Origin of the sequence: Sulfitobacter sediminivivens (assembly GCF_042611115.2) — a bacterium.
In the GTDB taxonomy this organism is placed as follows: domain Bacteria; phylum Pseudomonadota; class Alphaproteobacteria; order Rhodobacterales; family Rhodobacteraceae; genus Sulfitobacter; species Sulfitobacter sediminivivens.
The window spans coordinates 89,155-115,052 of sequence record NZ_JBHGAR020000011.1; the positions used below are offsets into that span (position 1 = coordinate 89,155).

Here is a 25,898-nt window from a genome sequence, read left to right on the forward strand (position 1 = left end):
ACATCCGCAAAACGCAATTCGCCTTGCAGGATAAAAAAGGCCCCGTCGCAAAACGACGGGGCCAAAACTTTTTATTTTAAGTCAAACGTTTACATCCGCGATGCGACATTTTCCCAATTGACCAGATTATCGAGGAAGTTTGACAAATAGTCGGGACGCGCGTTGCGGAAATCGATGTAATAGGAATGTTCCCAGACATCACAACCCAGCAACGTCGTTTGACCAAAACACACAGGGTTTACGCCGTTTTCGGTCTTGGTGACCTTCAGGCTGCCATCCTTGGCTTTGACCAGCCATGCCCAACCGGAACCGAACTGGCCAGCGCCAGCCGCTTTGAACTCGTCCTTGAATTTGTCGACTGAGCCAAAGCTTTCGGTTATGGCTTTTTCCAGTTCACCCGGCATTTTGCTGTCGCTTGGGCCCATCATTTCCCAGAATTGGTTGTGGTTCCAAAGCTGGCTGATGTTGTTGAAAATACCACTTTGCGCCACCGCGCCGGCATCATAGGTGCCTGCAATGATATCCTCAAGTGATTTGCCTTCCCACTTGGTGCCTTCAATGGCCTTGTTGCCATTGGTGACATAGGCGTTGTGGTGCTTGTCGTGATGATATTCCAAAGTCTCGGCGCTCATGCCTTTGGCGGCAAGAGCATCATGGGCATAGGGAAGATCGGGAAGTTGAAAAGCCATTCGGTGGGCCTCCTCAATTGAAATTTCAGTCTGGGCCACATGAAGCGCTGCGGCACCTTTCGTCAAGGTCAACGCATGTGATTAGATCGGGTTCCGGCGGTATTTCGACCGTAATGACCTGTGTCTGGTGCAATCCCGCGTGGCTTTGGTCCTGAAAAGAAGGACCCAACCGTTTTGCATAAGATATCTGCCCAAGTGATCCGTGCATCTCCTTTTTCGCCCAGCAGTGTTAAACAGAAGTGAGCAATTGATGTGGATTTTCTCATTTCCGCCGCGTCTTGCAGCCACCGTTCGCGCGTAAATCAGTGTCGTAGCCATTTGGAATGGTCGACACTTGCACGGCCCCTGTCGTCTTGGCGATGGAGGCCCGGTAGTTCACACCCGCAAAACTTGTTCCGTCGTCGGTTTTGACGCCCTTAACAGTCCATTTGACGATCAGCCTTTTGGCATTATCACGCAGAACGGTGCCGGATACGGGTTCCTTGGCAAAGCTTAACGTCATGGCATCGACGATCTTGACCGTGTTGTCGCCGGGCAGAATGATTGCAATCTTGGACGAAATCCAACCCTTGGCCCGTTCATAATCGGCGATGTCACATTCGTATAAGACAGCGCTTGCCACGCATGGACCTGCCAAACCCAAGGCAGCGATGTTCGCCAAGACCACATTTTTCATCATTACACCATCCGTAGTATGCCGCAATGAGAGCTAGCATACTGGCTTTGGACGACAACCCAGAATTGCGGCGATCCCGCATCAAAGCAATGCGTTACGTGACGCTTGAGATCAGAAGTGATCAACCTCAGAGCCGGGTTGCGCGGCGGCCTTCAGCAGGTCAAACATGTATTGCGCCACCGAGCGAAAACAGATGATCTGAAACGTCTCATCATCACGCATCCAGAACGCGGCAGGCACCTGCGCCATGCGGGTGCGGCGGAACATGCCTGCGGTAAACTGGTCCGGTGCCAGATCAACGGGTGCCAGCTTTGCCATCACCTCGCGGGCACGTGGGCCTTTGACCTGAAACACCGCGCGCGCGTCTGAAACGTTGACTGCCAATGCATGGTGATTTTCGATGGTTTTGTTTATTTTATCAAGGCTTTCCGGGACGTCGTTATACGGACACATCACCAGAAGTTCGTCTGGCGACATCCACGCGATACCGCGTTCACCGACGCAGTTACACATCCGGTCCGCAGGGTAATCGACCCCGGCCACCGCCGTGGACGCGTTGCGGATATGCGGCGCATCCAAATCGCCACGCAGTGTGATCATGCCAAGCGGACCGATTTCCGAAATGGCGGCGATACCCGTCTCATGACGGACATTGTTGAGGGCTGTCACCGGATCAGACATTTCCCTTCTCCCCTTCTTTGTCATAAAAAACCGGGTCGACGATTTTCGCCTCATAGGTTTTGCCATCGGTTCCGGGGAAAGTGATCACCTCGCCCATGCGGTCCGGGCCGTTGTGCACCAGACCCATCGCAATGCCCTTGCCCAACACGGGCGAATGATAGGTCGATGTGACGCGCCCGATCATATTGCGCTGTCCGTTTTCATTGCTGCCTTCGCCCACGGCATAGGCCCCATCCGGCAATGTGGACCCATCCGTGGTCTCAAGACCGACCAGCTTCCAGCGGTTCGGATCGGTCATATGCGTGCGTTCCTGGGCGCGCTTGCCCAGATAATCGTCTTTCTTTTTCGAGATTGCCCAGTTCAGGCCCAGATCCTGCGGGATGATGGTGCCATCGCTTTCGTCGCCAATCATGATAAAGCCTTTTTCCGCGCGCAGAATGTGCAGACATTCGGTGCCATAGGGCATGACGCCCAGATCGTTGCCCGCAACCATCAATGCGTCCCAGAATGCCTGTCCCAGACTTGCATCCACGGCAATCTCATAACTCAGCTCGCCCGAGAACGAGATACGGTAAACCCGGACCTTGAAACCACCAAGGGTGCCATCCGCCCAGTCCATAAACGCCAGCGCTTCCTTGGAGACATCCATGCCGCCGAGTTTCTCAAGGCATTTGCGTGCATTGGGACCCACAACCGCGATCTGTGCATATTGCTCGGTTACATTGGCCGTATAGACTTTCCAGTCCCACCATTCGGTTTGCAGCCATTCTTCCATGTGACCGTGGATACGCTCCGCGCCGCCGGTGGTGGTGTGGCAAAGGAAAGTCTCATCATCGATGCGCGCGACCACGCCATCGTCGATCAGAAACCCGTTTTCGGAACACATAAGCCCGTACCGGCATTTGCCCGGCTTCAGCGTCGACATCATGTTGGTGTACATCATGTCCAGAAACTTGCCCGCGTCCGGCCCTTTGACTATGATCTTGCCAAGGGTCGAGGCATCGAGCAGCCCCAGCTTTTCGCGGGTGTTGGTGACTTCCCGCATCACGGCATCATGGGTGGATTCGGCACCCTGCTTATAGGCATAGGGACGTCGCCAGTGGCCGACCGGTTCGAATTCGGCACCGTGGCTTTCGTGCCAGCCGTGCATTGGGGTGCGCCGGACCGGCTGAAACACGTCGCCGCGCGCTTCGCCGCCAATCGCGGCCATGGAAATGGGATGATAGGGCGGCCGGAAAGTGGTGGTGCCCACTGTCGGAATATCCGCATCCAATGCACCCGCAAGTGTTGCCAATCCGTTGATGTTACTTAACTTACCCTGATCCGTCGCCATGCCCAGCGTGGTATAACGCTTGGCATGCTCAACACTGACAAAGCCCTCTTGGGCCGCCAGTCGCACATCAGAAACCTTGACGTCGTTCTGATAGTCCAGCCACGCCTTTTCGCGCAGCTTTACCGATGCACCCTGCGGCATCATCCAGACTGGGGCCATCGGCGCATCTACGCGGCGTTCCGCCTTGGGGGCGCTGCTGTCTTTGGGCAGTTTGAAGCCGAGGCTGACCGCGACACCATCTGCCGCTGCATGGGCGTCACATAAAACGTCGTCCAGCGCGAATACGCCTGCTGCTGCTCCCGCAGGGGTAACAAAGCCCAATCCATCGGCACCCTTAGGCGGGTTATCCACATCGGGGGAAAAACACGCAAGAGCAGTATCCCAGCGCAGTTTGCCACCACAGTGCGACCACAGATGCACCACCGGTGACCATCCACCCGACATGGCAACTGCATCACAGGCGATCTCTTCCAACACAGCACCTTCGCCGGCTTGGCTGCAGACCTCAACGCCCGTCACGCGTTTGCCGCCTTTGACCGACGAAACGGCATGACCCATCACGACGCGAATGCCCAATGCCTTGGCCTGCGCCATCAATTGACTATCCTGCGGCAGCACCCGCGCATCGAGGATCGCGGGCACGTCGAGACCTGCGTGTTTTAGCGCAATTGCCGTTAGGTAAGCGTTATCATTGTTTGTGACGACCACGGTGCGGTCGCCCACGGACACGCCAAAGTTAACCAAGTAGTCGCGCACAGATGCGGCAAGCATCACACCGGGAATGTCGTTGCCCGCAAAACTGAGCGGACGTTCCAGCGCACCTGTCGCGGTGATGACATGGCCTGCCCGAATGCGCCACAAACGGTGGCGCGGTCCGGCGCTTTGGGGCGCGTGGTCGGTCAGGCGCTCATAGCCCAGAACATAGCCATGGTCATAGACCCCTGCCCCCATGCAGCGGGTGCGTATCTGAACATTCTCCATTGCTTTCAGTTCAGAGACGATATCGTCCACAAACTTGTCCACAGGATTGCCATCAATGCTGCCCCCATCGACCGGCGCACGGCCACCCCATGTATCTGTTTGCTCAAACAAGATAACACGCGCGCCAGAGCGGCCTGCCGAACGCGCCGCCTCAAGACCCGCGACACCGCCGCCGATCACCAGCACATCACAGAACGCATAGAAATGTTCATAGGTGTCTTCATCGCGGGCTTTGGGTGCTCTACCCAAGCCCGCCGATTGGCGGATGATGGGTTCATAGACATGTTTCCACGCAGCACGCGGATACATGAACATCTTGTAATAGAACCCTGCGGGCAAAAATCGGCTTAGGTATTTGTTGATCGCGCCCACGTCAAATTCAAGGCTGGGCCAGTGGTTCTGGCTTGCGGCTTCCAACCCTTCAAACAGTTCGGTTGTGGTGACGCGCTGGTTTGGCTCAAATCTGCCCTCGCGCCCAAGGTTCACCAGACCATTGGGTTCTTCGGGGCCAGCCGCCACAATACCGCGCGGACGGTGGTACTTGAACGAGCGTCCCACCAGCATCTGGTCATTTGCCAGCAGTGCTGACGCCAATGTGTCACCCTCATAGCCGCGCAACTGTTTGCCGTTGAAGGTAAAATTGACCGGTTTGGATTTGTTCAGCAGGCGACCTCCTGTGACCAGACGTGTGCTCATGCGCTCAGTTCCTTCTTGGACCAGCCGGGGCGTTTTTCTTCGATCTCTTCCAGCAGCTCAGGCGGCGGCCCGTAGGTCTGCGCGCTATAGCTGCCAAACACTTCAAGCGTCATCGTGTCGCGCGCCACATGAAACCACTTGCCGCAGCCGTTGGCATGACGCCAGCGTTCAAAATGCACGCCTTTTGGGTTCGCGCGCATGAACAGATAGCTTTCGAACTCCTCTTCGGTTGATCCCGGACCAAAGCGTTTCAGATGCGCCTCACCTCCACCGTGAAATTCGGTTTCTTCGGCGGTGACACCGCAAGCGTGGCAGGTCAGGATCAGCATGTCATTGCTCCGATCTTGGGAAATATGTTGGGCATGCCTTTATGAAAGGCACGCGGGTCATGGATGGATTTTTGAAAGCAATTGGCTTGGCGCGCACCGCCACGCCGTCTGGGCATGACTTCGACGGGCACAGACTGTTTCCCGGTGCATATCTCAACAAAAGGCGGGCATCCTGCCAGCCGATCAGCCCGCGCGTTCAACCAAGCAGCAGTCCGCTGACCTGTTGAACATATCGCAAATGTTAATGCACCCCAGAGGGTGTTTGGCCAGGGCTGCGCGTAAATGCGCCGTTCAGCCGTTGGTGTCGGCTGCGCCAGTCTCGGCAGGTGCTGTTGGTGCTGCGTCTTCAGTTGGCGCTGACCCGTTCCCGAGCATTGCAATGCCCGCAATGAAAATGACCAGGACAACAATCGCGATGATGACACCGCGCTGGGTGCCGTTGCCGCTGTGAATGGTTTCTGACATGGTCCATTCCTCCTTTTGAATAAGGAAATCATGGCATCAAAGCACAATCTGGCAACAGTTTTATCCGAATGCTTCGGTTTTCGGCCATTCATGGCCCAGCCCGCCACGCAAAAGCTGGCACCGTTTCGGATGCCAGCTTGCTTGATTTTTCCGTTATGCAGGAAAGCTTTAGTTGCCTTCAACAGTGCCTTCGACGGCTTCCGCAGCACCTTCAACGGCAGCGCCTGCACCTTCAACAGTGATGTTGACGTCATCAGACCCGCCGACGTCACCGCCCGCAAACATGAAGTACGCAAGTCCTGCGACCACGACGACAAGTGCGCCGACGACAAAGCCCATACCGGACCCACCAGTGGTGGTCGTGGTGGTTGTGGTTGTGTGATCGGAGCGTGTTTCGTTAGGGTCAGCCATTGGTTGTCTCCTGATATTTCCAATTCTGCACGGTCAACGCAGCCCGCAACGGCATGGTTCCGCACGAAGATTGGTCTTTCAGAGATGGTGTCGAACAGATGCATCAATGCGCGACCCCCGCGGCCACGCTTTCATCAATAAAGCGTCCTTCCTGGAACCGGTTCAGCCCAAAGGCGTCGGTCAGCGGTGAACGCCCCTTGGCCATCAGTTCGGCCATTGCCCAACCGGAACCGGGAATTGCCTTGAACCCGCCGGTGCCCCAGCCACAGTTGATAAACACGCCATCAACGGGCGTTTTCGACAGGATCGGTGACCGGTCGCCCGTCACATCCACAATCCCGCCCCACTGGCGCAGCATCTTAAGGCGGCTGACCATCGGGAAGGTCTCAATCAACGCACGCACGGTTTCCTCGATGTGGTGGAACGACCCGCGCTGGGTGTAGTTGTTATAGCCGTCGGTGCCGCCGCCGATAACCATCTCGCCCTTGTCAGACTGAGACATATAACCGTGGACGGTGTTGGCCATCACAACCACGTCCATACAAGGCTTGATCGGCTCAGAGACAAGCGCTTGCAAGGCCACCGATTCAATCGGCAGGCGGAACCCGGCCATATCAGCCAGATGCCCGGAATGGCCCGCAACCACCATGCCCAGCTTGTCGCAATCGATGTCGCCGCGCGTCGTTGACACGCCGGTGACTTTGCCGGCCGTTTGACGGATGCCCGTGACTTCGCATTTCTGGATCACATCCATGCCCATGTCGGAACACGCACGCGCATAGCCCCAGGCCACCGCATCGTGGCGTGCGGTGCCGCCGCGCGCCTGCCACAGCCCCCCCAAGACAGGATAGCGCGGCCCGTCGATGTTGATGATTGGGACCAGCGATTTGACCTTTTCCGGCCCGATAAATTCGGTCTTCACGCCTTGCAGGTTGTTGGCATGTGCGGTGCGTTTGTATCCACGCACCTCATGTTCGGTCTGCGCCAGCATGATCACGCCGCGGGGCGAGAACATGACGTTATAGTTCAGGTCCTGGCTCATGGTTTCATAAAGTGAACGGGATTTCTCATAGATCGCGGCAGAGGGATCCTGTAGGTAGTTGGAGCGGATGATTGTGGTGTTGCGCCCGGTGTTGCCGCCGCCAAGCCAGCCTTTTTCCAAGATCGCCACATTGGTGATGCCAAAATTCTTGCCAAGGTAATACGCTGTGGCCAATCCGTGCCCACCCGCGCCCACAATGATCACATCATAGCGTTTCTTGGGCTGTGCATCGCGCCATGCCCGGTTCCAGCCTGTGTGGTGGCGCATCGCCTCGCGGGCCACTGCAAATACTGAGTACTTCTTCATATTAGGCTTCCCCGGCATGGATAGACGATGTTCTCACGACAAATACGACATAGATTCGCATCGCGGGCGCATCCTGTTCTGTTCTGGAGTGATCAGTAGAAAAGAGGATACTCCCCACGGCACTCCTTAGCAATTTTGCGACATTGCCTGCAATTGGGGATTATCGCGTGCCAGCCCAATCCGCACCATGTCAATTTGTCCCCTTTTGTCGATCCGTTTCACAGGTTAGGTAGACCCCATGAATAACTTGTCGAAACATTCATGATCTTCTGGATAACCACTGTCGCAATGGCCGCTTTGGTGGCCTTGTTGCTGGGCCGTGCGATGTGGCGCGGCGCGCAAATTGCAATGCCGGAACCAGAGCAATATGACATTCAGGTTTATCGCGACCAATTGGCTGCGGTCGAGCGGGATGTGGCCCGCGGCGTCGTTCCTGCCGATGATGCGGAGCGGGTGCGCACCGAAATTTCGCGTCGGATATTGGCGGCGGATGCGGCACGGGCCGATGTGCCCAAAGTCGATCAACATCGCCCATCAATCGTGCTTTTCATCGTCGTTCTGGCCTTGGTCGCTGGCAGTATCGCCCTTTATGCCAAACTGGGACAGCCGGGATACGGTGATCTTGCACTTGCGGACCGCATCGCCTTTGCCGAGAAAATGCGCGAAACCCGGCCCGATCAAAAGAGCGCCGAAGACAGCCTGCCAGCGACACCGTCCCTTGAAGGGCTCGGCGCGGATTATCTGAAGCTTCTGGACCAGCTACGCGCAACCGTGGCCGAACGGCCTGACGATCTGCAAGGACACCGACTTTTGGCCCAGAACGAAGCAAATGTAGGAAACTTCAGTGCCGCCGCTGCCGCGCAGAAAGAAGTGCTGAGGATCATGGGTGGCAGCGCTACGGTCAAGGATATCGGTGATTATGCTGAACTCCTGGTCTTGGCAGCGGGCGGCTATGTGTCGCCTCAGGCCGAGACAGCGTTGCGCGCCGTGCTGGCCCAGGACATGGAAGATGGCCGGGCACGGTATTACATCGGTTTGATGATGGTTCAGACCGGGCGGCCCGATATCACCTTTCGTCTGTGGGACAACCTGCTGCGGCGCGGCCCGGCGGATGCGCCCTGGATTGCGCCGATCCGCGAGCAGATCATGCCCATCGCGCAGTTGGCCGGGGTGGATTACACATTGCCCCCATCTGGCACTGGTGATGCAAAAGGCCCCTCTGCTGCTGACATTGATGCCGCCGCCGAGATGAGTGCCGATGACCGAATGGAAATGATCGGCGGCATGGTTGCGGGCCTCTCGGACCGGCTGGCAACCGATGGCGGGCCGCCCACCGACTGGGCCCGATTGATTACCTCGCTTGGGGTGCTGGGGGAACAGGATCAGGCGCTTGCCGTTTTTAACAACGCGTTGGAGGTCTTTGCCGGTGACGCAGGCGCGCTTGACATCATCCGCGCGGCCGGAAGCCAGGCCGGGGTTGCCGAATGATCATCGACGACATCACCGAATTTGCCGCAGCCCTACCGCCGATGCAGGCCTTGATCGGTCTTGATCTGGGTGAAAAGACCATTGGCGTTGCGGTCAGCGATAGTTTTCTAAGCGTCTCGACCCCGCTTGAGACCGTGCGGCGCAAGAAATTCGGCCTTGATGCTGCACGTCTGGTCGAGATCATTACAGACCGACGCATCGGCGGTCTGGTGTTGGGGTTGCCGCGCAACATGGACGGCTCGGAAGGACCGCGATGCCAGTCAACACGCGCCTTTGCCCGAAACTTTGACCGCTTGTTGCCGCTGCCGATCACCTTTTGGGATGAACGCCTGTCCACGGTTGCCGCTGAAAAAGCGCTGCTTGAGGCGGATACGACGCGAAAACGTCGCGCAGAGGTGATTGATCACGTCGCTGCCGGGTATATCTTGCAAGGCGTGCTTGACCGCTTGGCGGTGCTGCGCACAGGTGGCTTACAACAAGGTGGCGCGGAAATTGGTGGATGACGTTTGGAAGCGCGACGAAGTCGAAAGCCCCTGCATCAAGATTTGCGTGGTGCATCCTGACTCGCGGCTCTGCACGGGATGTCTGCGGTCCATCGACGAGATTGGCCGCTGGTCACGGATGAGCCCGGATGAAAGGCGGATTGTGATGGCTGAACTGCCCAGCCGCGCCGGTGCGTTTTCTAAGCGCCGTGGAGGACGTGCGGCACGCATGGCGCGGCGGCAGAGCTAGCTCTGGTCATCGTATCTGCGCAATCGAATGGAGCAGGTCGAGACCCTGTTCACATGTAATCGCGCCGTCTTGGCCTGACGGGGCATGATTGCTGTTCTTTGCAAACGCTGAGAGTCGCGCAAATGAACAGCTGGTTTGATTTCGAAAGCGACCTTGAAATCCAAACGCATGTTGCCCGGTGGTGCGGGTGTTTGCGTCCCAGTATCCAAGATTTCCCTTTGGCCCCGTCAATATGATCCTCATCAAACACACTACCTTTTGTTACTCTCGGTTCTCCCGGTGTTTCCGGATTCCATGGGTTTGAGTATTGTGTTTGAAATGGCAACAATAAGGCGCGGTCGGGGTGATTGTGGGGAATATTCAATCTACAATTGTATTTGTCAGACTTTGAACCAACTTAGGGTCGGCCCAAGGTTGTGTACGGGGCAATGGCCGACCTGCGCCGACTGACCAAAACTTGCCTGAATATGACCGCACAAATGCAGGCGCGGTCCCTTGTTTTGCAGCACATCGAGTACGGAGGATGATCCCTCATGGCGGCCGTCCTTCTGGCGGTCACAAAGGCCTTTTGGTGGCGTATGGGTGACCAAAACTGCACCCGGCGGACAGGCCGCCAAAGCACGCGCCGCCTGAGGCTCTGTCATCGCGAAATTCCACACCTCATCGGTGCGGCGCGGGATCTCGGCCCCGAGGCCAAAAAACGCGATGTCCTGAAACCGGACGGCATCGCCGTGCAGCACATGCCCATCGTGCCAATCGGTGCAATAACTGCGCATTTCGGCCAGTCGGTCGTGGTTGCCAGGCACAAGGATCACCGGGCGCGGAATGGTTCTGAGCAGATCCAAAAGGGGCGCTGCCCCCTGCCCCTTGGTGGCCAGATCACCGGCGACCACCACAACATCTGCCTGCGCTGCAGAGCCAACAAGCGCTTGGGTTGCGGCCAAATCACAATGCAGGTCTGAGGTCGCCAATATGTGCATTAAATTCTCGCAAATCTCAGGAGTGCCGCCCCGCTGAGCGTCGCAAAGGTGGCGATCAGCTTTGGCAGGTCCATACGTTCGCGGAAAAAGAACACCCCGATCAGCAGCGCAAAAACAATGCTGGTTTCGCGCAACGCTGTCACAAGCGCAATCGGTGCCTGGGTAAAGGCCCAGATCACCAGCGAGTAGGCCACGAAGGATGCGGTCCCGCCAATGAAAAAGATGCGCAAGCCGCTGGTAAAGGTGCGCCTCAGGACCTGGGGTGTGGTCATCGCAAGATAGGCGGTGAATACGATGGCATTTAGCACGCCAAGCAGCCCATAAAACCCCCATGGACTGCCAGAGACCCGCGCGCCCAGACCGTCAATCAGTGAATACGATGCAATGAAACACCCGGTGATCAGCGCCAGCCTGGCCGCGGGCAGGTTGCGGGTACCGTCCGACTGACGCACCAGTGCCATGCTCATTAACCCCAATGCGATGATCGCCACTGCCAGCAATTCCAGCGGGGCCAGAACCACGCCCAAGCCAAACACCGACACCGCCGCAACAATCAGCGGAGCAGAGCCGCGCGCGATGGGGTAAACTTGGCTGAGATCACCTTTGTTGTAGGCGTTGAGCAAGAACACCTGATAGCCAAAATGGCACAACATGCCGCCGATCAGATAGGGCCAGCTGGCAAACGCGGGCAGCGGTACCAGACACAAAACAATCAACGCCGCGGGCGTGTGCCCGATTACCACGCAGGCCATATTGACCCGCTTGTCCGCGCCGCCCTTGACCAATGCGTTCCAGACGGCGTGTAACAATGCTGCACAAAGGACAGCCGTAAAAACAAGTGAAGACAAACGCATGATCCTGATTGAGTGTCGGGCAAAGCAACCACGGGTGACAGACAGAGACAAGCGAAATGATCAGGCATCAACCCATGCGTCTGGCGAAAACTCGGGCCGGAAATAGGCGATCATGCGACCCTCGGGCGGGGCGATCGCCTGAGGGTGCCAAATATCAACGCCGTGCAACATATGGCGGTGCAACAAGATTGCCTGACCCGGTTTGGCCACAACCGGCACTGGTTCAGTTTCCGCAAACACGGTACGGCGCGCGCCGTGATAGGTGTCTGTCAGGTCTACCTTGGTCGGGTCTTTATCCCCAATCTCACCGCGAAACGCCGCCCCCATAATCCGGTGGCTGCCGGGCCAGACAATCAGCGGTGCGGCATCCGCGACATTAAGCGGTAGACCAAGAATAAAGGCATGTGGTTCGCGCATATAGCGCCGCCGATGAGTACCAACGGGTAACAGCCCGTCCACATGGGCCGCCTTTCGGGAAATCCGATACTGGTGATTTGCATCTGTTTCGTCCGGGTCCTGTCTGGGATAGCCCGGATAGACAATGGACAATTGCGCGGGGTGCCAGATCTGTGGCCGCTTGATGTGTTCGGCCCAGGGACCATCCAAAGCGACACCCGCGATGCTGCCGTCGGGATCATTGGGCAAAGCGTCGACACCGACAAACCACGTGTCACCGTGGCGCAGATTGGCGGCGCGCATTACAGGGTCCTTGGACACCTGAACCGCAAGCCGATGCGCGGCATTGGTCCAGGCCAAGGTCGCCGCGTCATGGGCAAAGACGCAAAAACCGTCTCTGGCCCACGTCGTCACCATCCCAACGCCTTGCGCAACATGTTCAGCGCGACCAGCACTAAAAATACCGCAAATACCCGTTTCAGCCGCTTTGGGTCCGTCGCATGGGCCAGCCTGACCCCTAATGGTGCCGTGATCAGCGTCATGGCGATAACAATGATAAACGCCACAAGATTAACCGCCCCGATGGTCAGCGGCGGCTTGCCTGACTGCATGTCAACGAAAAGGAACCCAACAACTGCGGGCACGGCAATCAGCACGCCAAACCCTGCTGCGGTGGCAACAGCACGGTGAATCGGCGTGTTATAAAGGCTCATCAACGGCACTCCGAAACTGCCGCCGCCGATGCCCATCAGGACCGAAAGGAACCCCACACCGGGCGACAGGATGACGCGTGCGACGCCCGTGGGCATTGCCTCAGCCACCCGCCAATGCGCGCGACTGAACCCCATATAGAGGCCTACAATCAAAGCCAGACTACCAAAGATAATCTGCAGCGTATTGGTGCGCAGTTGGGCGACCAGCAGCATGCCTAAAATCGCCCCGATCACGATACCGGGTGCCCATGTGCGCAGGATATCCCAATCCACGGCACCCTTTTTGTTATGGCTGTGTACCGACCTGATGGATGTCACCATGATGGTGGCAAGCGAAGTTGCCAGACACATCTGCATCAACTGCGGACCGCCATAACCAAGTGTTTGAAACGCATAGAAAAATGCGGGCACCAGAACAATGCCGCCGCCCACGCCCAAGAGGCCTGCAAGCACACCGGCAAAGGCACCGATTATCATCAGCAAAAGCGTCATCTGCACCAGTAACATTGTCTCAGGCATCTTGAGGTCCCCACGCGGTTCTGACGGTGCTACACCGCTTCTTGGGGTTGGACCAGTGTTTCCACCGCGCCAAGAGCATCGAGCACAAGCGCGGATCCAGCCCCCGGCAAATGTGCGCCTTCGGACAACATCCGCCGCCAGATCCGGGCACCGGGTCGCCCGGTAAATAGGCCCAGCATGTGGCGCGTGATTTGATTCAGCTTGCCGCCCTGAGCCAGATGCGCGTCGATGTAGGGTACCATTGCCCGCACGGCATCGACGGCATTGGTGTCCCCGCCTTTGCCAAAGATCACCCGGTCTGCTGCACACAGGATATCGCAGGGCGCATGATAGGCACTGCGCCCGATCATCACCCCATCCAAACCCGCGTCGAGAAACCCTTTGGCCTGATCCAACGTTGTGATCCCGCCATTGACCGAAATATGCAGATTGGGAAAGAGCCCTTTCATTTGGCGCACGATGTCATAATCAAGTGGCGGAATATCGCGGTTTTCCTTGGGCGACAGCCCTTCCAGCCACGCCTTGCGGGCATGGATCGCCACACGGGTACATCCCGCGCCAACCACATGCGCCAGAAATTCGGGCAGCACCACCTGTGGGTCCTGATCGTCCACGCCAATGCGGCATTTCACCGTGACTTCGACCTCTACGGCCGCGCGCATCGCCGCGACACAACGCGCAACAAGCGCAGGGTGCTCCATCAGGATCGCACCAAATGACCCGGACTGCACCCTGTCCGACGGGCACCCGACATTGAGATTAATCTCGTCATACCCCGCCTGCGCCCCAATCCGCGCCGCCTCGGCCAATTCATCCGGATCAGATCCGCCCAATTGTAACGCGACAGGATGCTCCGACGGATGATGATCCAACAAATGCAGCGCACCACCCCGCACAAGCGCCGGCGAGGTCACCATTTCCGTATAGAGCAGCGCCTCTTTGCTGAGCAAACGGTGCAGATACCGGCAATGGCGGTCTGTCCAATCCATCATTGGGGCAATAGAAAGTCTAGCATGTTGATTTATTTTCATATTTTATGTATCTTCAAACTGTGGGCGGCGGTTGCTGCTACGCTGCACTACGCCCCAATATCCCCGAATTTGCCCCTCTACGACGACTCATTGCACACACAGCGCACACGAAAATGGCCTCCATCACAAAACTCCCCTCCGGTGCTTACCGGGTCAAGATCAGACGAAAGGGCCGCTACGCGAGCGAGACGTTTCTCCTACGCGATGACGCCCATCGCTGGGCGCGTCAGGCGGAGACCCGGGTGGATCAGGGGTTAGCCCCGAACAAGTCATCCGTCTCACGTCTCGCAACCTTCGGCGATCTGATCGATCTTCACATAGTGGATATGTGCGAGGTAGGCAAACCGCCGCGCCGCAGCAAGGCCGCAACTCTTGCCGCCTTGAAGCGCGATCTGGTCAAGGAGCGGATCGGGCACCTCGATCGCCAAAAGATGATCGATTATGGCAAAATGCGCGCGGAGCAAGGCGCGGGTCCGGTGACACTTGGTATCGATATCGGCGTGACCAAAATGGTCATCACCCATGCTGCTGCCGTCCATGGTCTCGACATCTCCTCCGAACCCGTCGATCTGGCCCGTGTCGCCTTCAAACGACTCGGATTGATCGGCAAGGGCACCGAGCGGGATCGCCGACCCACTAAGGATGAGTTGAACCGCCTTTTCCGCTGCTTCGATGACAACGACCGGCTAACCCTGCCAATGACTAGGATCGTGCAGTTTGCAGTGGCCACAGCGATGCGGCTGGACGAAATTTGCCGGGTCGAGTGGACGGATCTCGACCTTGATCGGCGCATGCTCCTGATCCGCGACCGGAAAGACCCACGCAATAAGACTGGCAACGACCAGCGGATCCCGCTCTTTGCCGCCACTGGGTTCGACGCCTGGGCGCTTGCTACGGCTCAGGCCAAGGAACTTCGGCGCGCGACGGGCCGGATTTTTCCCTACAATTCGCCATCCGTCGGAACAGCCTTCCGCAGGGCTTGCGTCGAAGTCGGCATCAAGGACCTGCACTTCCACGACTTACTCCATGAGGGCACAAGCCGCCTGTTCGAGGCCGGCTTCGCCATCGAACAGGTCGCGCTGGTTACCGGGCACAAGGATTGGAAGATGCTGCGTCGCTATACGCATATCCGGCCGGAAGCGTTGCATGGCTTGGCCGCGGCGCGCCCGCCGTTCCCGTCCGGTCACCTAGCAGCCGAGTGATCACAGAGAGTGAGAGGAACGCTTTCCCGGTCCGTGACGGGATTGGAGCTCGAGAGAGAGACTCCCGGCCGCCCGTCGCGGGAGAAAACCCATGAATACCGAGATTATCGATGCCGGGCGTGACATCAGCGGCGGCTACAAGGTGGATGTGTCGCGCGGCACGAATGTGGATCGCGTCTCGTCCGAATGGTTCTCGCGACCGGATGACGAGCGGTTTTTGTCGCTCGACGATCTCTTTGCCTCGGTCAAAGGCCGGGCCGATCGGAGCCGGACGCGAACAGTGGAAAGCGCTGCGATCCGCGTCGAGGCCCATCGCGACAACCCCGAGAAGTTGGGGCTGGTCCTGCCCGGAGCTGATGAGCCGATTGCGCCAACGCATTGGAGCTTTGGCCAGCTTTCGAGCCTCGTCGGCGCGCCCGCCGCCTATCTGCGCCAACTGCCTGCACCATTGGCGGGGATCAACCTGCAATATGGGCTGACCAACCACCGCGCGGAACAAATCAAGACACTAGAAACCGGGGATGGGCGCACCAACTGCGTGCTGTGACCGGCCCCGACTATGGCCGCATCTACGATCACGAGCTTGTCTCCGCCGTCCAGCGCATCGCAGGCAACGGCACGGGTGACACGCGCTGGAAGGTGCCCGGCGTACTTGACTGGTCGACCGGCATCTACAATCCCCGGGTCGATATCACCAAAGACACCACCACACTTTATGCTTCAGACCGCGACGTCTTCCTCTTTCTGGTCGATGATCTGAACCCCATTGAGGCGGGGCTGCTGCCTGACGGCTCGCCAGACCTCTATTTCCGGGGGTTCTACTGCTGGAATTCGGAAGTCGGAGCCAAGACGCTCGGCATCGCCAACTTCTACCTGCGCGCGGTCTGCCAGAACCGCAACCTCTGGGGCGTCGAGGATTTCCAAGAGATCAGGATCCGCCACTCGAAATACGCGGCCTCCCGCTTTGCCCACGAGGCCGCCCCGGCGCTGACCCGCTTCGCCGAGTCCTCGTCCGCGTCATTTATCGACGGCATCCGCGCGGCGCGCGAGAAGATCGTCGCGCGGACAGACGAGGACCGGCAGGATTTCCTGCGCAAACGGGGCTTCTCGAAGGCGGAGACGGGGCGGATCGTCGAGACGGTGCTGGCCGAGGAAGGCCGCCCGCCCGAGAGCGTCTTCGACTTCGTGCAGGGGATCACCGCCGTCGCCCGGTCGAAGCCGCAGCAGGATTCGCGGCTGGTGATGGAGGGGAAGGCGAAGGGGTTGTTGGAGCAAACCATTTAGGGGATTATTTCTTGACTTCTGGCATTCCAAGAATGGAATGCCAGAACGCTCAAAAGCCTTGTCCCAAGAGCGCGTCTGCTGCAAACTACAACACGCAGAGGCTCAATGAGTTGGCTCAGATTGCATTATAGTGACTCCTAAATATCCATTTGTTAAGCGGGAAATTTTAGAATGAATAGATATCAAGATCCAAAGCACCCAGACTGCTGGATAGAATGCCCAGGATCTGGAACCGCAGTGTACGCTGACCCACCCGGTCGTTGCATCAAAAATTGCGGTGAAGACGGCCTGGCGGAAAGCCTACGTATGATGCTTCCTTTCATACGCGTGAATGTGTCATTTTCCATTTCTACGTCCCTGCCTTTTGTAGGCATTTATGACCTTCTTACCTTGCCATTTGATCAGCTAGATAACGCTAATAGATATCAACAAGTTCTGAGAAGACTTCAAGAAATTGATCGTTCTGGCGAGGGCAAGGAGGCAAAGTCTGACTTTATTTTCTCTGGGCAGATATCTCTTTTAGACCTGCTCGTATCAATCGCGAACCACTTCGGGGGCGAGCAAGCTGCTAAGGCGTAACTTTGAATTTGAAAGCCAACAACATACCACGAGACTGGTCCACGATTAACTCCGTTCGAGCGTCTTTTGTCAGCCAGGCTTTGGCGGCAGCGTCTCTTTCAATTGTCATACTGCCAAAGACTGGTTTCGTCGAATGGGTCTTTGGTGCGGATTGGCGCTACTATGTTACCTTAGTCGGCGCATTTCTCTTTTTGCTTGGGTACCTTTTTCCGATTCTTGTTGCGACACCTGAGTACCGGCAACCGAGAAGTCGGACTGAACACCTTGAGTATTGGAAGTCGGTTTCTTCTTGGGGTTTCTTTTCCGATCGGCGTGACCAATTTAAGAACATCCTTGACCGGTTCGAAGAAAATCAGCCGCCAGATCTGCCAAACGGGACAAAATTGAACGCCACGACAAATCTCACCGATGCTAAAAAGCTATGCGAATGCAAAGACTGGAAATCGTTTCAAGGCGCAATGTATGACGCCGATCTGCAGATGCGCGCATATGATCAGCATGGATTGCGGTGCGCCACTGCCGTTCTTTTGTTCTCAGGAATCTGTACTATCGTTTCTCCGAACGTCATTACGTTTCTTTGTTACTTTCTCAAATTCTGCGGGGAGTAGGCTTGCTGCCCTCAAGGGGAAAGATGAACTGCGTGGTAGGTAGAGTTGAACCGCAGGGGTGTCTCGCAGATAGCCTCTAGAGTGAGAGGGGTGTCGGGTTTTCCGTGACGGGTTTGGAGGTCGAGAGAGTGGCTCCCGGCTGGCCCGTCGCGGAGATATCTCAATGACCAAGCAACAAAAGATCACCCTCAGCGCCTCGCGCGACATTCCCCTTAACAAGCTGATGCTGAGCCAGTCGAACGTGCGCCACGTCAAGGCGGGCGTCTCGATCGAGGAGCTGGCCGAGGACATCGCGCGGCGGACGCTGCTCAGTTCCATCACAGTGCGGCCCGTGCTGGATGACAATGGTGCCGAGACCGGCATGTTCACGATCCCTGCCGGTGGGCGGCGGTTCCGGGCGCTGGAACTGCTCGTGAAGCAGAAGCGCTTGAACAAGACGGCGCTGGTCCCCTGCATCGTACGCATGGACGGCCTCGCCGAAGAAGACAGCCTGGCCGAAAATATCCAGCGCGCACCGCTGCATCCGCTGGACCAGTTTCGTGCGTTTCAGGCGATGCGCGAGAAGGGCCGCACGGAGGAGGAGATCGCCGCCGCCTTCTTCGTCTCGGCCAGTGTGGTCAAGCAGCGGCTGAAGCTCGCCGCAGTCGCACCCGCGCTGCATGACGTCTACGCCGAGGAGGAAATGACGCTCGACCAGCTGATGGCCTTCACGGTCAATCCCGATCATGCGCGGCAGGAGCAGGTTTGGGAGGCGCTACAGCGGCACTATTCGCGAGCGCCTCATGAGATCCGCCGCATGCTGACCGAGGGTGCGGTGCGGGCCTCGGACAAGCGGGCGCAGTTCGTCGGGCTCGAGGATTACGTCGAGGCCGGGGGCGAGATCCTGCGCGACCTGTTCCAGCAGGACGACGGCGGCTGGCTGCAGGATGCCGCCCTTCTTGACGTCATGGTGCGCGAGAAACTGGCCGAGGGGGTGCGCGCCGAGGGCTGGAAATGGGTCGAGGTCGATACCGAGTTCCCTTATGGCCACACCTTCGGCATGCGGCGCATTCATGGCGAGGCTGATCCGATGAGCGACCTCGAGGCCGTGCGACAGGCTGGCCTAAAAGTCCTTGCAAGCGCAAACCGCAGCCAGTTGAGGCTGTGGGTCACCATCTGTGCTATCATCGGGCGTACCATGCGCCAGAACGGCAACCTGTTTGCGGACTGACAGACCTCAATCGACGATCTTCACAAGATCAAAGCCGCGGCCTGATCTTTTGCCCTCAGCCAATCAGACCTATTCGGGGTGGCAAAGATCGCCGGATTGGCTGTCCTGACCAGATCGCCCCCCTGGGCGAGATACCGTCCCAAGGGCCGTCGACAAGCTGGCGGAATACATCCTGCATCATGCTGACCACCTGATCGGCAAGGTCTCAAAGGTCCTCCTCCTCCTTGCTGAGAAGCATCAGGGTCCGTTGCTATTCAATGTCGAGAACATGAAGCTCGATATCGCGGATCGGCTGCGGGCTTTGATACAGACGCATCATGGATGTAATTGCCCAGCCATAGCCGATCTGTACGAACCTCAGAATGCTCTGGCCGGAATCGAAACTGTATTTCGGGTTCCCCTTTGCGCCCATCTTATGTGCGATTTTCGCGGCGCGCTGCCCGAATTTCGCCGTACCGGCATAGGCGATCTGTGGCTCGGTCCGAATGATCCCTTCGAAAGTGGCACCTTTTGATTTGGGGGACGTGATGATGACATAAGGGTCAAGCAGGATTTCGGCGCGATGCGCGAATTCCTCTGGATCAAACGGATGGCTGTCCACCAGCATATCAAAATGGTGGGCCTGAAACACATCCTCTTCCCAAGGGGCAATCCCGGCACATAATTCGACAGATTCCGCCAATTTCCCGGCAATCGACAAGAATTCGGGCCCCATAAAACACGACATGCTGCCAGGCATTGCGATCTTCAGACGCTGTCGTGTGGCACCCGGCGCAGGCTGGAGGCTGCTGACAAGCCGGGTAAGGGTTTCAAGTATCTCCGACAATTCCTTTGCCAGCCGTTCCCCTTGGGCAGTTGATGCCACGGGACGCCGGGACCGCGTGACAAGTATCGATCCGAGGTACGCCTCAAGCCGTTGAAGTTGCTAGGATATCGCAGCTTGAGGCTGGCCTGCAAGTTTGGCAGCGGTGCCCAGGCTGCGCGTGTCAGCGATCGCTCAGCAGCAGCAGAGCAGCGCGAAGTCGGGCAGAGACTGAAACGTATTGGGTATTCATTATTTTTTAAGAGTTTTATCGATGAAGCTTATAGATCAGTTAGGTATCCAAGTAGATGTAATTCCTGCACAAGCAAGATCATTAGGGTTTCGGACGGCTTTGATCGATCCGGGCCTGCGCAACGGTGCCGCAGATTGGGGCGTGATCCACGCAAAGAGATTTCATTCTGCGGAACGGAATAATCTGGCAGACCAGAAACTGAACGCGGGAATGCTCAACAATAGAGCCGGGCATGGTCGGGCGTGGCCACCTCCAGCACTCTTAAGGACTGGAACTCCGGAAAACGGTTTTGCCACGCCTGACGGTTCGGGTCGTCACCGTCGCCAGCAGTGTATTTTTCGGATTCAGAGGATTTTGGTTCAGCACCGCGAAATCAGCCAACTTGCCGATCTCAATAGAACCGCGCTCATGCTCTTGAAACACCTGCCATGCGGCGTCGATGGTCTGGGCACGCAGCGCTGACAGGACCGAAATCCTCTGATCCGGGCCCAGAACCTGTCCTGTCGCCGTCATTCTGTTTACCGCACAATGTGCCAGATGGATGGGGCGGGTCGGCGTGACCGAGGCATCGTTGTGGAGCGTGAACCGAACCCCATGCCGCTCGGCGGCCCCGGCTGGCGAAATGCCTTCGGCCCGCTCAGGTCCCAAAAACGTGTCCGCATGACGATCACCCCAGAAATGGATATGCGCCGAAAAGAAGCTGACCGTCACGCCTAGCTTGGCCATGAGGGCAAGCTGATCATCGTGCAGCAACTGGCCATGAATGACTGTGTGGCGATGATCGTCGCGTGGATTGGCCTTCAACGCGCTGGCTACTGCATCAAGGAACAGATCAGCACCCGCATCACCATTGCAATGGCAATGGATCTGGAACCCGAGGTCATGCAATTTGCATACCTGAGCGGTCAGTTCCTGCGCCGTCATATAGGGCGTTCCGCATGGTGCCTCCGGATTTATGGGCCGGTGATAGCTGTCCCGCAGATATGCCGTTTGCAACTGAAATGCCCCGTCCGCAAAAAGCTTGCGCGGGCCAAGGGTGAAATGCGGATTGGCAAGGCGGTGCATCGCCGCCCCGCCTTGACTGAGCTCAGGTTCCAGTTCTCCAATGGGCAACACCGTGAGGTCAATGCCCGGATCGTCATCTACAGACTTGCTGTTGAAGTGATCCAGAAGTGCGCGGGTGGCCCAGGCATTCTGGGCGGCTGTTACACCATAGGACAGGTATTCGTTGCGTGTTGCATCAAAGCCTTTCCAGAACCTTTCGCGGTCGATCAGAAAGTCGGTATCGCCCATCGCCCCCATGGCAGAGAGACCCTCAATCAATCCGGTCAGGCGACCAGTGACCGGATCCCGCCCGAAACGCCCGCCCACAGGGTCGGGGTTGGCTTCGTCAATCTCGCGCATGTCCAGTGTCATCGAATTTGCCACGCCATTGTGACCAGACGCATGCAAAACCCAGATCGGATGCTCCGTCGATACGCTATCGAGTTCCGCACGGGTGGGCATGCGCCGCTCGGCGATTGTGGTGTTGTCAAAGAGAACGCCCATGACCCATTCGCCCTTGGGCGTCTGGGCAGCCTTTGCGGCAAGCCGTGCCAGTGCTGTCGGAATATCCGCGCAATCCCCACGCAGACCCGACGACAGATCAACGCGAAACAGCGTGATAAATCCCGGATCGGGGAAATGCCCGTGCGGATCAATGAACGCCGGGATCATCGTCTGCCCTTGCAGATCAACCTCTTCAGTCCCGTCAGCGGCCTGCTGACGCAGGTCTTCCCACCTGCCAACTCTGGCAATTCTGTCACCAATAGTCAGCACGGCCCCGGCCACTGAATTCTGGTCATCCATCGTCAGAATGGGGCCGTTGTGGAACAGGATTGATGCGGTCATTGTTGTTCTTTCAGGAATTCAGGGGCGTCAGACATCGCACGCCATGGCCGCCATCCGTAGCCCATGCCGGAACAGCGGTACAGACGCCACTGGCCACCGGACAACGGTCGCGGAACTCACAACCCGATGGGCGTTGGATCAGGCTGGGCGGTTCACCCTTCAACGCGATCCGGTCAAGCCGGGCATCGGGGTCGGGTTCAGGGTTCGCGCTCAGCAGGCAGTTGGTGTAGGGGTGGCGGGGATTGTGAAAAATCGCTTCCGTCGTGCCTTCCTCGACCAGCCGACCAAGGTATAGGACGCCCATTCGGTCTGCGACATGGCGCACGACGTTCAGGTTATGCGTGATGATCACCATCGAAAGCCCCAACCGTGCCCGCAGATCGTTGAGTAGATTCAAAAGCTCACCCTGTACAGACACATCCAGCCCCGCTGTGGGTTCGTCCGCAAGGATCAGCTTGGGTTCCAGCGCCAATGCCCGCGCAACACCCACGCGCCGTGCCTGCCCGCCGGACAGCTGATAAGGATATCGATCCGCGAAATGCGCAGGCAGGTTGACCAGTTCCAACAGGCGCTTTGCCTCGGCGTCCAGATCGCGGTCTTTCATGCCTTGGATCTTGTATGGTTCGGTGATCAGGTTGCGGATGGTCAGGCGCGGCGACAGTGACCCTGTCGGATCCTGAAACATCATCGCGATGTCCTTGCGGAGCGGGCGAAAATCGCGCTCTTTCAACCCGCGAATTTCACGACCCTCAAATTTGACCGATCCGCCCTGCGCCGGGGCCAGCCCGGCAATGGCACGAATGACAGTTGTCTTGCCCGACCCGCTTTCGCCGACCATTGCATAGGTTTCGCCCTCGCCCACGTCAAAGCTGACCCCGGCCAGCACATTGACCGGGCCATAGCTTGTTTGCAGATCGCGCACTTCCAGAACGTTGCTCATGCCGGTACCTCTTCGTGATTCAGCCAGCAGGCGGCATTGTGTCCCTCGCTCAGCCGTGCCAGCGGCGGCATCGTTGCGCAGCGGTCCATTGCCTGTTCGCAACGATCGCGGAAAATGCAGCCCTTGGGCAGATTGGCAAGGTCCGGGACTTCTCCTGGGATCGTGGGCAGGATGCGCGCGCGTTCCTTGATATGGCCGGGGTCGCATTCGATCAAACGGCGGGTATAGGGGTGCTTGGGATTGTGGAAAATCTCACGCACCGTGCCGCTTTCGACAACCGCCCCGGCATACATCACCACTACCCGGTCACAGAGTTCCGCAATCACCCCAAGGTGATGCGAGATAAACAGAATGGCACAGCCGACATCTTTCTGAAGTTCCTTCAGCCGCTCGATGATCTGGACTTCCAGCGTGGCATCCAGCGCGGTGGTCGGCTCATCCGCGATCAGCAGGTCTGGACCCGACATCAGCGCCATGGCAATCGCGATCCGCTGGCGCATGCCGCCAGAGAACTCATGCGGAAACTGCCGCAGCCGCACCACTGGGTCAGGGATACCTACCGCCGCCAGCATCTGCGCGGCCTTGTCCCGCTTTTCAGCCTTTGACGCCGTCGACCGGTGCTGGATATCCACCATCTGCCTGCCAATGGAAATCACGGGATTATGCGTCTGCATCGGGTCCTGAAACACGATCGAGATTTCGCCACCGCGCAAGCTCCGCATCTGACGTTCACTGTTTTGCAGCAGGTTCTGACCCTTGAAGCGGACCTCGCCCTTGCGAAACCGCGTGTTGGGAGCGACCAGCCGCAGAATGGCCGAGATCAGTGTCGATTTCCCGCAGCCGCTTTCGCCGACGATGCCGACAATCTCGCCCTTGCGCACGTCAAAGGCAATGTCGCGCAGCGCCTTCAGATCTCCGCGCGCGGTCTCATAGTCCACGCTTAGGTCGTCGATTTCCAACAAGGTCTCGGTCATCGGTTCTTCCTCAATTTGGGGTCCACGACATCGCGCAGGCTTTCCCCCAGAAAAGTAAAACCAAGGGTCGCCAGAATGATCGGCAAACCGCCCCCGACAACCAGCCACGGCGTCTGACGGATCAGCACATAGCCGTCTTTGAGCAGCACACCCCAGCTTGGGGTCGGGGGTTTCACGCCAAGACCAAGGAAGGACAATCCGGCCTCAAGCGCGATGACGGTGGGAATGTCCATCGCTGCCAACACTGCCAACACCCCGATGATATTGGGCAGCATGTGCACGATCAGGATACGCGCCGTGCTGGCCCCCATCGCACGTTCTGCCAGAATGAATTCGCTGTTGCGCAGGGTCAGCGTCTGGGTCCTGGCCACCCGCCCATAGGTCGGGATCGAGGTCGCCATGACCACAAAAACCACCGTTTGCAGGCTGGGGCCGACCAGTGCGACCACGGCCAGCGCAAACATCACCGTCGGAAAGGACCGGATCGTGTCAAAGAGCAACATCAGCAGGTTATCAAGCCACTTTGGCCCATACCCCGCGATCATCCCCAGCGTCAGGCCAATCGCCATCGCCGCAAAAATCGCCGGAAGCGCCACTTTCAACGCCACCTGCCCGCCCATAATGACCCGCGAAAACGTGTCGCGCCCCAACTGATCGGTACCCAGCAGATGTGACCAGGATGGCCCGACCAGCCGGTCGGGAATGTTCATCGCAACCGGGTCATAAGGTACGATCCATGATGCAAAAATGGCCGACAAAACGATGATCCCCACGATCAGCAGGCCGATCAGGCCCAGCGGGTCGCGGGCAACGCCGGTAATGATCAGCGCCAGTTCGGACCGGCTTTTCGGTGCGTTTGCGGTTGTATCAGTCATCTTGCGCCCCCCCCTCAGTTTGCGGTCCGCGCGCGCGGATCTAGAATGGCATTGATCAGATCGGCAAGTGCTGTGGACAGCACAAACAGCGCCGTCGACACCAGCACAGCGCCCATCACAATCGGATAATTGCGGGTCGTGATGCTGTCGATCACCAGCTTGCCCAGCCCCGGACGGGCGAAGACGATCTCGGTGAAAACAGCGGAACTCAGCAGGAAGCCCATGCCGACCCCGATCACCGTCACCACTGGCAAAATGGCGATGCGCAGGGCATAGATGCCGACGATCCGCCGCTCGCTCAGGCCAAAGGCACGGGCGGTGCGGATGTGGTTTTCGCCCAGCACCTCAAGCATGGAGGCGCGCACCAGACGGGCGATATAGCCCACCCAGCTCAGACCGATGGCCAGCGACGGAAGGACAAGGTGATGCACCTCGTCCCAGAACCCGTCACCCACGCCAATCGCCGGAAACCACTGCAACTGTACGGCAAAAACCAGCAGCGACAGCAGGGCCACAACAAAGGCCGGGGCGGCGATAAAGCTGACGGAAATCGCGGCGGCAGCCCTGTCGATCCAGGTATTGGGATGCGCCGCCGCATAGCAGCCAAGCCCAATTCCAAGTGTGGCAGACCATGCAATCGCCGAAAAGATTAGCTTGAGCGTATGGGGAAGTTGCTCAAAAACGATGGTCGTGACCGACCGGCCTGAAAAAACATCAACCCCCATATCGCCGCGTAGCAAGCCGCTGAAAAAGATCAGCAATTGCTTTGGCAGCGACTGATCAAGCGCCATTTCGGCGATCAACCGTTCTTTGAGTTCCGGCGTGGCACGCGGCCACAGCATGATCGTCACCGGATCACCGGGGACCGCGCGGATCATCAAAAACATGACCGTGACCGCCACGACCAGAATGAGCGCCGCAAGGGCAAATCGTTTAATTGCGAATGTGAACATTGCGAC

At 58.0% G+C, this 25,898-nt stretch carries 25 protein-coding genes and 2 pseudogenes; 8 read left to right on the top strand and 19 right to left on the bottom strand.

What is annotated here, in order from left to right:
- Positions 1–89: 89 nt before the first annotated feature.
- The 8 genes from ACEWL3_RS12690 to ACEWL3_RS12725 form a co-directional block, all read right to left on the bottom strand.
- Complete coding sequence (locus ACEWL3_RS12690; RefSeq protein ID WP_386182680.1) at positions 90–689, bottom strand: superoxide dismutase; 600 nt, start codon at positions 687–689, stop codon at positions 90–92.
- 262 nt (positions 690–951) lie between these two features.
- Positions 952–1,368 carry a hypothetical protein gene (locus tag ACEWL3_RS12695; RefSeq protein WP_386182682.1) on the bottom strand — a complete coding sequence of 139 codons (417 nt, stop codon included), beginning with the start codon at positions 1,366–1,368 and terminating at the stop codon, positions 952–954.
- A 108-nt stretch (positions 1,369–1,476) separates the two neighbouring features.
- On the bottom strand, positions 1,477–2,046 hold the full coding sequence (locus ACEWL3_RS12700; RefSeq protein ID WP_386182684.1) for a sarcosine oxidase subunit gamma: 570 nt from the start codon (positions 2,044–2,046) through the stop codon (positions 1,477–1,479).
- Positions 2,039–5,056, bottom strand: a complete 3,018-nt coding sequence (locus ACEWL3_RS12705) for a sarcosine oxidase subunit alpha family protein (RefSeq protein WP_386182686.1) — start codon at positions 5,054–5,056, stop codon at positions 2,039–2,041. The genes ACEWL3_RS12700 and ACEWL3_RS12705 overlap by 8 nt, the downstream gene beginning before the upstream one ends.
- Complete coding sequence (locus ACEWL3_RS12710; RefSeq protein ID WP_386182688.1) at positions 5,053–5,385, bottom strand: sarcosine oxidase subunit delta; 333 nt, start codon at positions 5,383–5,385, stop codon at positions 5,053–5,055. The genes ACEWL3_RS12705 and ACEWL3_RS12710 overlap by 4 nt, the downstream gene beginning before the upstream one ends.
- 291 nt (positions 5,386–5,676) lie before the next feature.
- Complete coding sequence (locus tag ACEWL3_RS12715; RefSeq protein ID WP_386182690.1) at positions 5,677–5,850, bottom strand: hypothetical protein; 174 nt, start codon at positions 5,848–5,850, stop codon at positions 5,677–5,679.
- A gap of 168 nt (positions 5,851–6,018) precedes the next feature.
- On the bottom strand, positions 6,019–6,261 hold the full coding sequence (locus ACEWL3_RS12720) for a hypothetical protein (protein WP_114878115.1): 243 nt from the start codon (positions 6,259–6,261) through the stop codon (positions 6,019–6,021).
- 103 nt (positions 6,262–6,364) lie between these two features.
- Entirely contained in the window at positions 6,365–7,609 is a 1,245-nt protein-coding gene (locus ACEWL3_RS12725; RefSeq protein ID WP_386182693.1) for a sarcosine oxidase subunit beta family protein, read from the bottom strand.
- A gap of 261 nt (positions 7,610–7,870) precedes the next feature.
- Between ACEWL3_RS12725 and ccmI the strand changes: the two genes are divergently transcribed.
- Genes ccmI through ACEWL3_RS12740 form a run of 3 tightly spaced genes read left to right on the top strand, consistent with a single transcriptional unit; the run spans position 7,871 to position 9,829 of the window.
- Positions 7,871–9,097, top strand: coding sequence for a c-type cytochrome biogenesis protein CcmI (ccmI, locus tag ACEWL3_RS12730; protein ID WP_386182695.1), 1,227 nt, complete (start codon positions 7,871–7,873; stop codon positions 9,095–9,097).
- Positions 9,094–9,600 carry a Holliday junction resolvase RuvX gene (gene ruvX / locus ACEWL3_RS12735; RefSeq protein WP_386182697.1) on the top strand — a complete coding sequence of 169 codons (507 nt, stop codon included), beginning with the start codon at positions 9,094–9,096 and terminating at the stop codon, positions 9,598–9,600. The genes ccmI and ruvX overlap by 4 nt, the downstream gene beginning before the upstream one ends.
- Positions 9,590–9,829, top strand: a complete 240-nt coding sequence (locus tag ACEWL3_RS12740) for a DUF1289 domain-containing protein (protein ID WP_386182699.1) — start codon at positions 9,590–9,592, stop codon at positions 9,827–9,829. The genes ruvX and ACEWL3_RS12740 overlap by 11 nt, the downstream gene beginning before the upstream one ends.
- Before the next feature lie 380 nt (positions 9,830–10,209).
- On the opposite strand, the gene ACEWL3_RS12745 is transcribed toward ACEWL3_RS12740, so the two are convergent.
- From ACEWL3_RS12745 to dusA, 5 genes are read right to left on the bottom strand one after another with little or no spacing between them, the layout of a single operon-like run.
- Positions 10,210–10,809, bottom strand: coding sequence for a metallophosphoesterase family protein (locus tag ACEWL3_RS12745; RefSeq protein WP_386182701.1), 600 nt, complete (start codon positions 10,807–10,809; stop codon positions 10,210–10,212).
- Positions 10,809–11,663: an EamA family transporter gene (locus ACEWL3_RS12750; protein ID WP_435000986.1), complete on the bottom strand. Its 855-nt coding sequence runs from the start codon at positions 11,661–11,663 to the stop codon at positions 10,809–10,811. The genes ACEWL3_RS12745 and ACEWL3_RS12750 overlap by 1 nt, the downstream gene beginning before the upstream one ends.
- 60 nt (positions 11,664–11,723) lie before the next feature.
- Entirely contained in the window at positions 11,724–12,476 is a 753-nt protein-coding gene (locus ACEWL3_RS12755) for a cupin domain-containing protein (RefSeq protein ID WP_386182705.1), read from the bottom strand.
- Complete coding sequence (locus ACEWL3_RS12760) at positions 12,470–13,291, bottom strand: sulfite exporter TauE/SafE family protein (RefSeq protein ID WP_386182707.1); 822 nt, start codon at positions 13,289–13,291, stop codon at positions 12,470–12,472. Before ACEWL3_RS12760 ends, ACEWL3_RS12755 begins: the two co-directional genes overlap by 7 nt.
- Before the next feature lie 29 nt (positions 13,292–13,320).
- Entirely contained in the window at positions 13,321–14,322 is a 1,002-nt protein-coding gene (gene dusA, locus ACEWL3_RS12765) for a tRNA dihydrouridine(20/20a) synthase DusA (protein ID WP_386182709.1), read from the bottom strand.
- Positions 14,323–14,435: 113 nt separating this feature from the next.
- On the opposite strand from dusA, the gene ACEWL3_RS12770 reads away from it, so the two are divergent.
- From ACEWL3_RS12770 to ACEWL3_RS12790, 5 genes and pseudogenes are all read left to right on the top strand, one after another.
- Entirely contained in the window at positions 14,436–15,524 is a 1,089-nt protein-coding gene (locus ACEWL3_RS12770; protein ID WP_386182711.1) for a site-specific integrase, read from the top strand.
- Positions 15,525–15,615: 91 nt separating this feature from the next.
- Positions 15,616–16,808: pseudogene (locus ACEWL3_RS12775) on the top strand (DUF932 domain-containing protein).
- 171 nt (positions 16,809–16,979) lie between these two features.
- Positions 16,980–17,387 carry a hypothetical protein gene (locus tag ACEWL3_RS12780; RefSeq protein ID WP_386182713.1) on the top strand — a complete coding sequence of 136 codons (408 nt, stop codon included), beginning with the start codon at positions 16,980–16,982 and terminating at the stop codon, positions 17,385–17,387.
- A gap of 2 nt (positions 17,388–17,389) precedes the next feature.
- Positions 17,390–17,995 carry a hypothetical protein gene (locus ACEWL3_RS12785; RefSeq protein WP_386182715.1) on the top strand — a complete coding sequence of 202 codons (606 nt, stop codon included), beginning with the start codon at positions 17,390–17,392 and terminating at the stop codon, positions 17,993–17,995.
- Positions 17,996–18,158: 163 nt separating this feature from the next.
- Positions 18,159–19,103 (top strand): annotated as a pseudogene (locus ACEWL3_RS12790) (ParB/RepB/Spo0J family partition protein); the annotation flags it as partial.
- 352 nt (positions 19,104–19,455) lie between these two features.
- Here ACEWL3_RS12790 and ACEWL3_RS12795 read toward each other — a convergent pair.
- From ACEWL3_RS12795 to ACEWL3_RS12820, 6 genes are all read right to left on the bottom strand, one after another.
- Positions 19,456–20,070: a type 2 periplasmic-binding domain-containing protein gene (locus ACEWL3_RS12795; RefSeq protein ID WP_386182717.1), complete on the bottom strand. Its 615-nt coding sequence runs from the start codon at positions 20,068–20,070 to the stop codon at positions 19,456–19,458.
- A gap of 451 nt (positions 20,071–20,521) precedes the next feature.
- The gene (locus tag ACEWL3_RS12800; protein ID WP_386182719.1) at positions 20,522–22,150 is read right to left on the bottom strand and encodes an amidohydrolase; all 1,629 of its coding nucleotides are present in this window, start codon (positions 22,148–22,150) and stop codon (positions 20,522–20,524) included.
- A gap of 10 nt (positions 22,151–22,160) precedes the next feature.
- The gene (locus ACEWL3_RS12805) at positions 22,161–23,090 is read right to left on the bottom strand and encodes an ABC transporter ATP-binding protein (protein ID WP_386182721.1); all 930 of its coding nucleotides are present in this window, start codon (positions 23,088–23,090) and stop codon (positions 22,161–22,163) included.
- On the bottom strand, positions 23,087–24,064 hold the full coding sequence (locus tag ACEWL3_RS12810; protein ID WP_386182723.1) for an ABC transporter ATP-binding protein: 978 nt from the start codon (positions 24,062–24,064) through the stop codon (positions 23,087–23,089). The genes ACEWL3_RS12805 and ACEWL3_RS12810 overlap by 4 nt, the downstream gene beginning before the upstream one ends.
- On the bottom strand, positions 24,061–24,939 hold the full coding sequence (locus ACEWL3_RS12815) for an ABC transporter permease (RefSeq protein ID WP_386182725.1): 879 nt from the start codon (positions 24,937–24,939) through the stop codon (positions 24,061–24,063). The genes ACEWL3_RS12810 and ACEWL3_RS12815 overlap by 4 nt, the downstream gene beginning before the upstream one ends.
- Before the next feature lie 14 nt (positions 24,940–24,953).
- Positions 24,954–25,892 (bottom strand): ABC transporter permease, encoded by a 939-nt coding sequence (locus ACEWL3_RS12820; RefSeq protein ID WP_386182727.1) that lies wholly within the window; start codon positions 25,890–25,892, stop codon positions 24,954–24,956.
- Positions 25,893–25,898 lie beyond the last annotated feature (6 nt).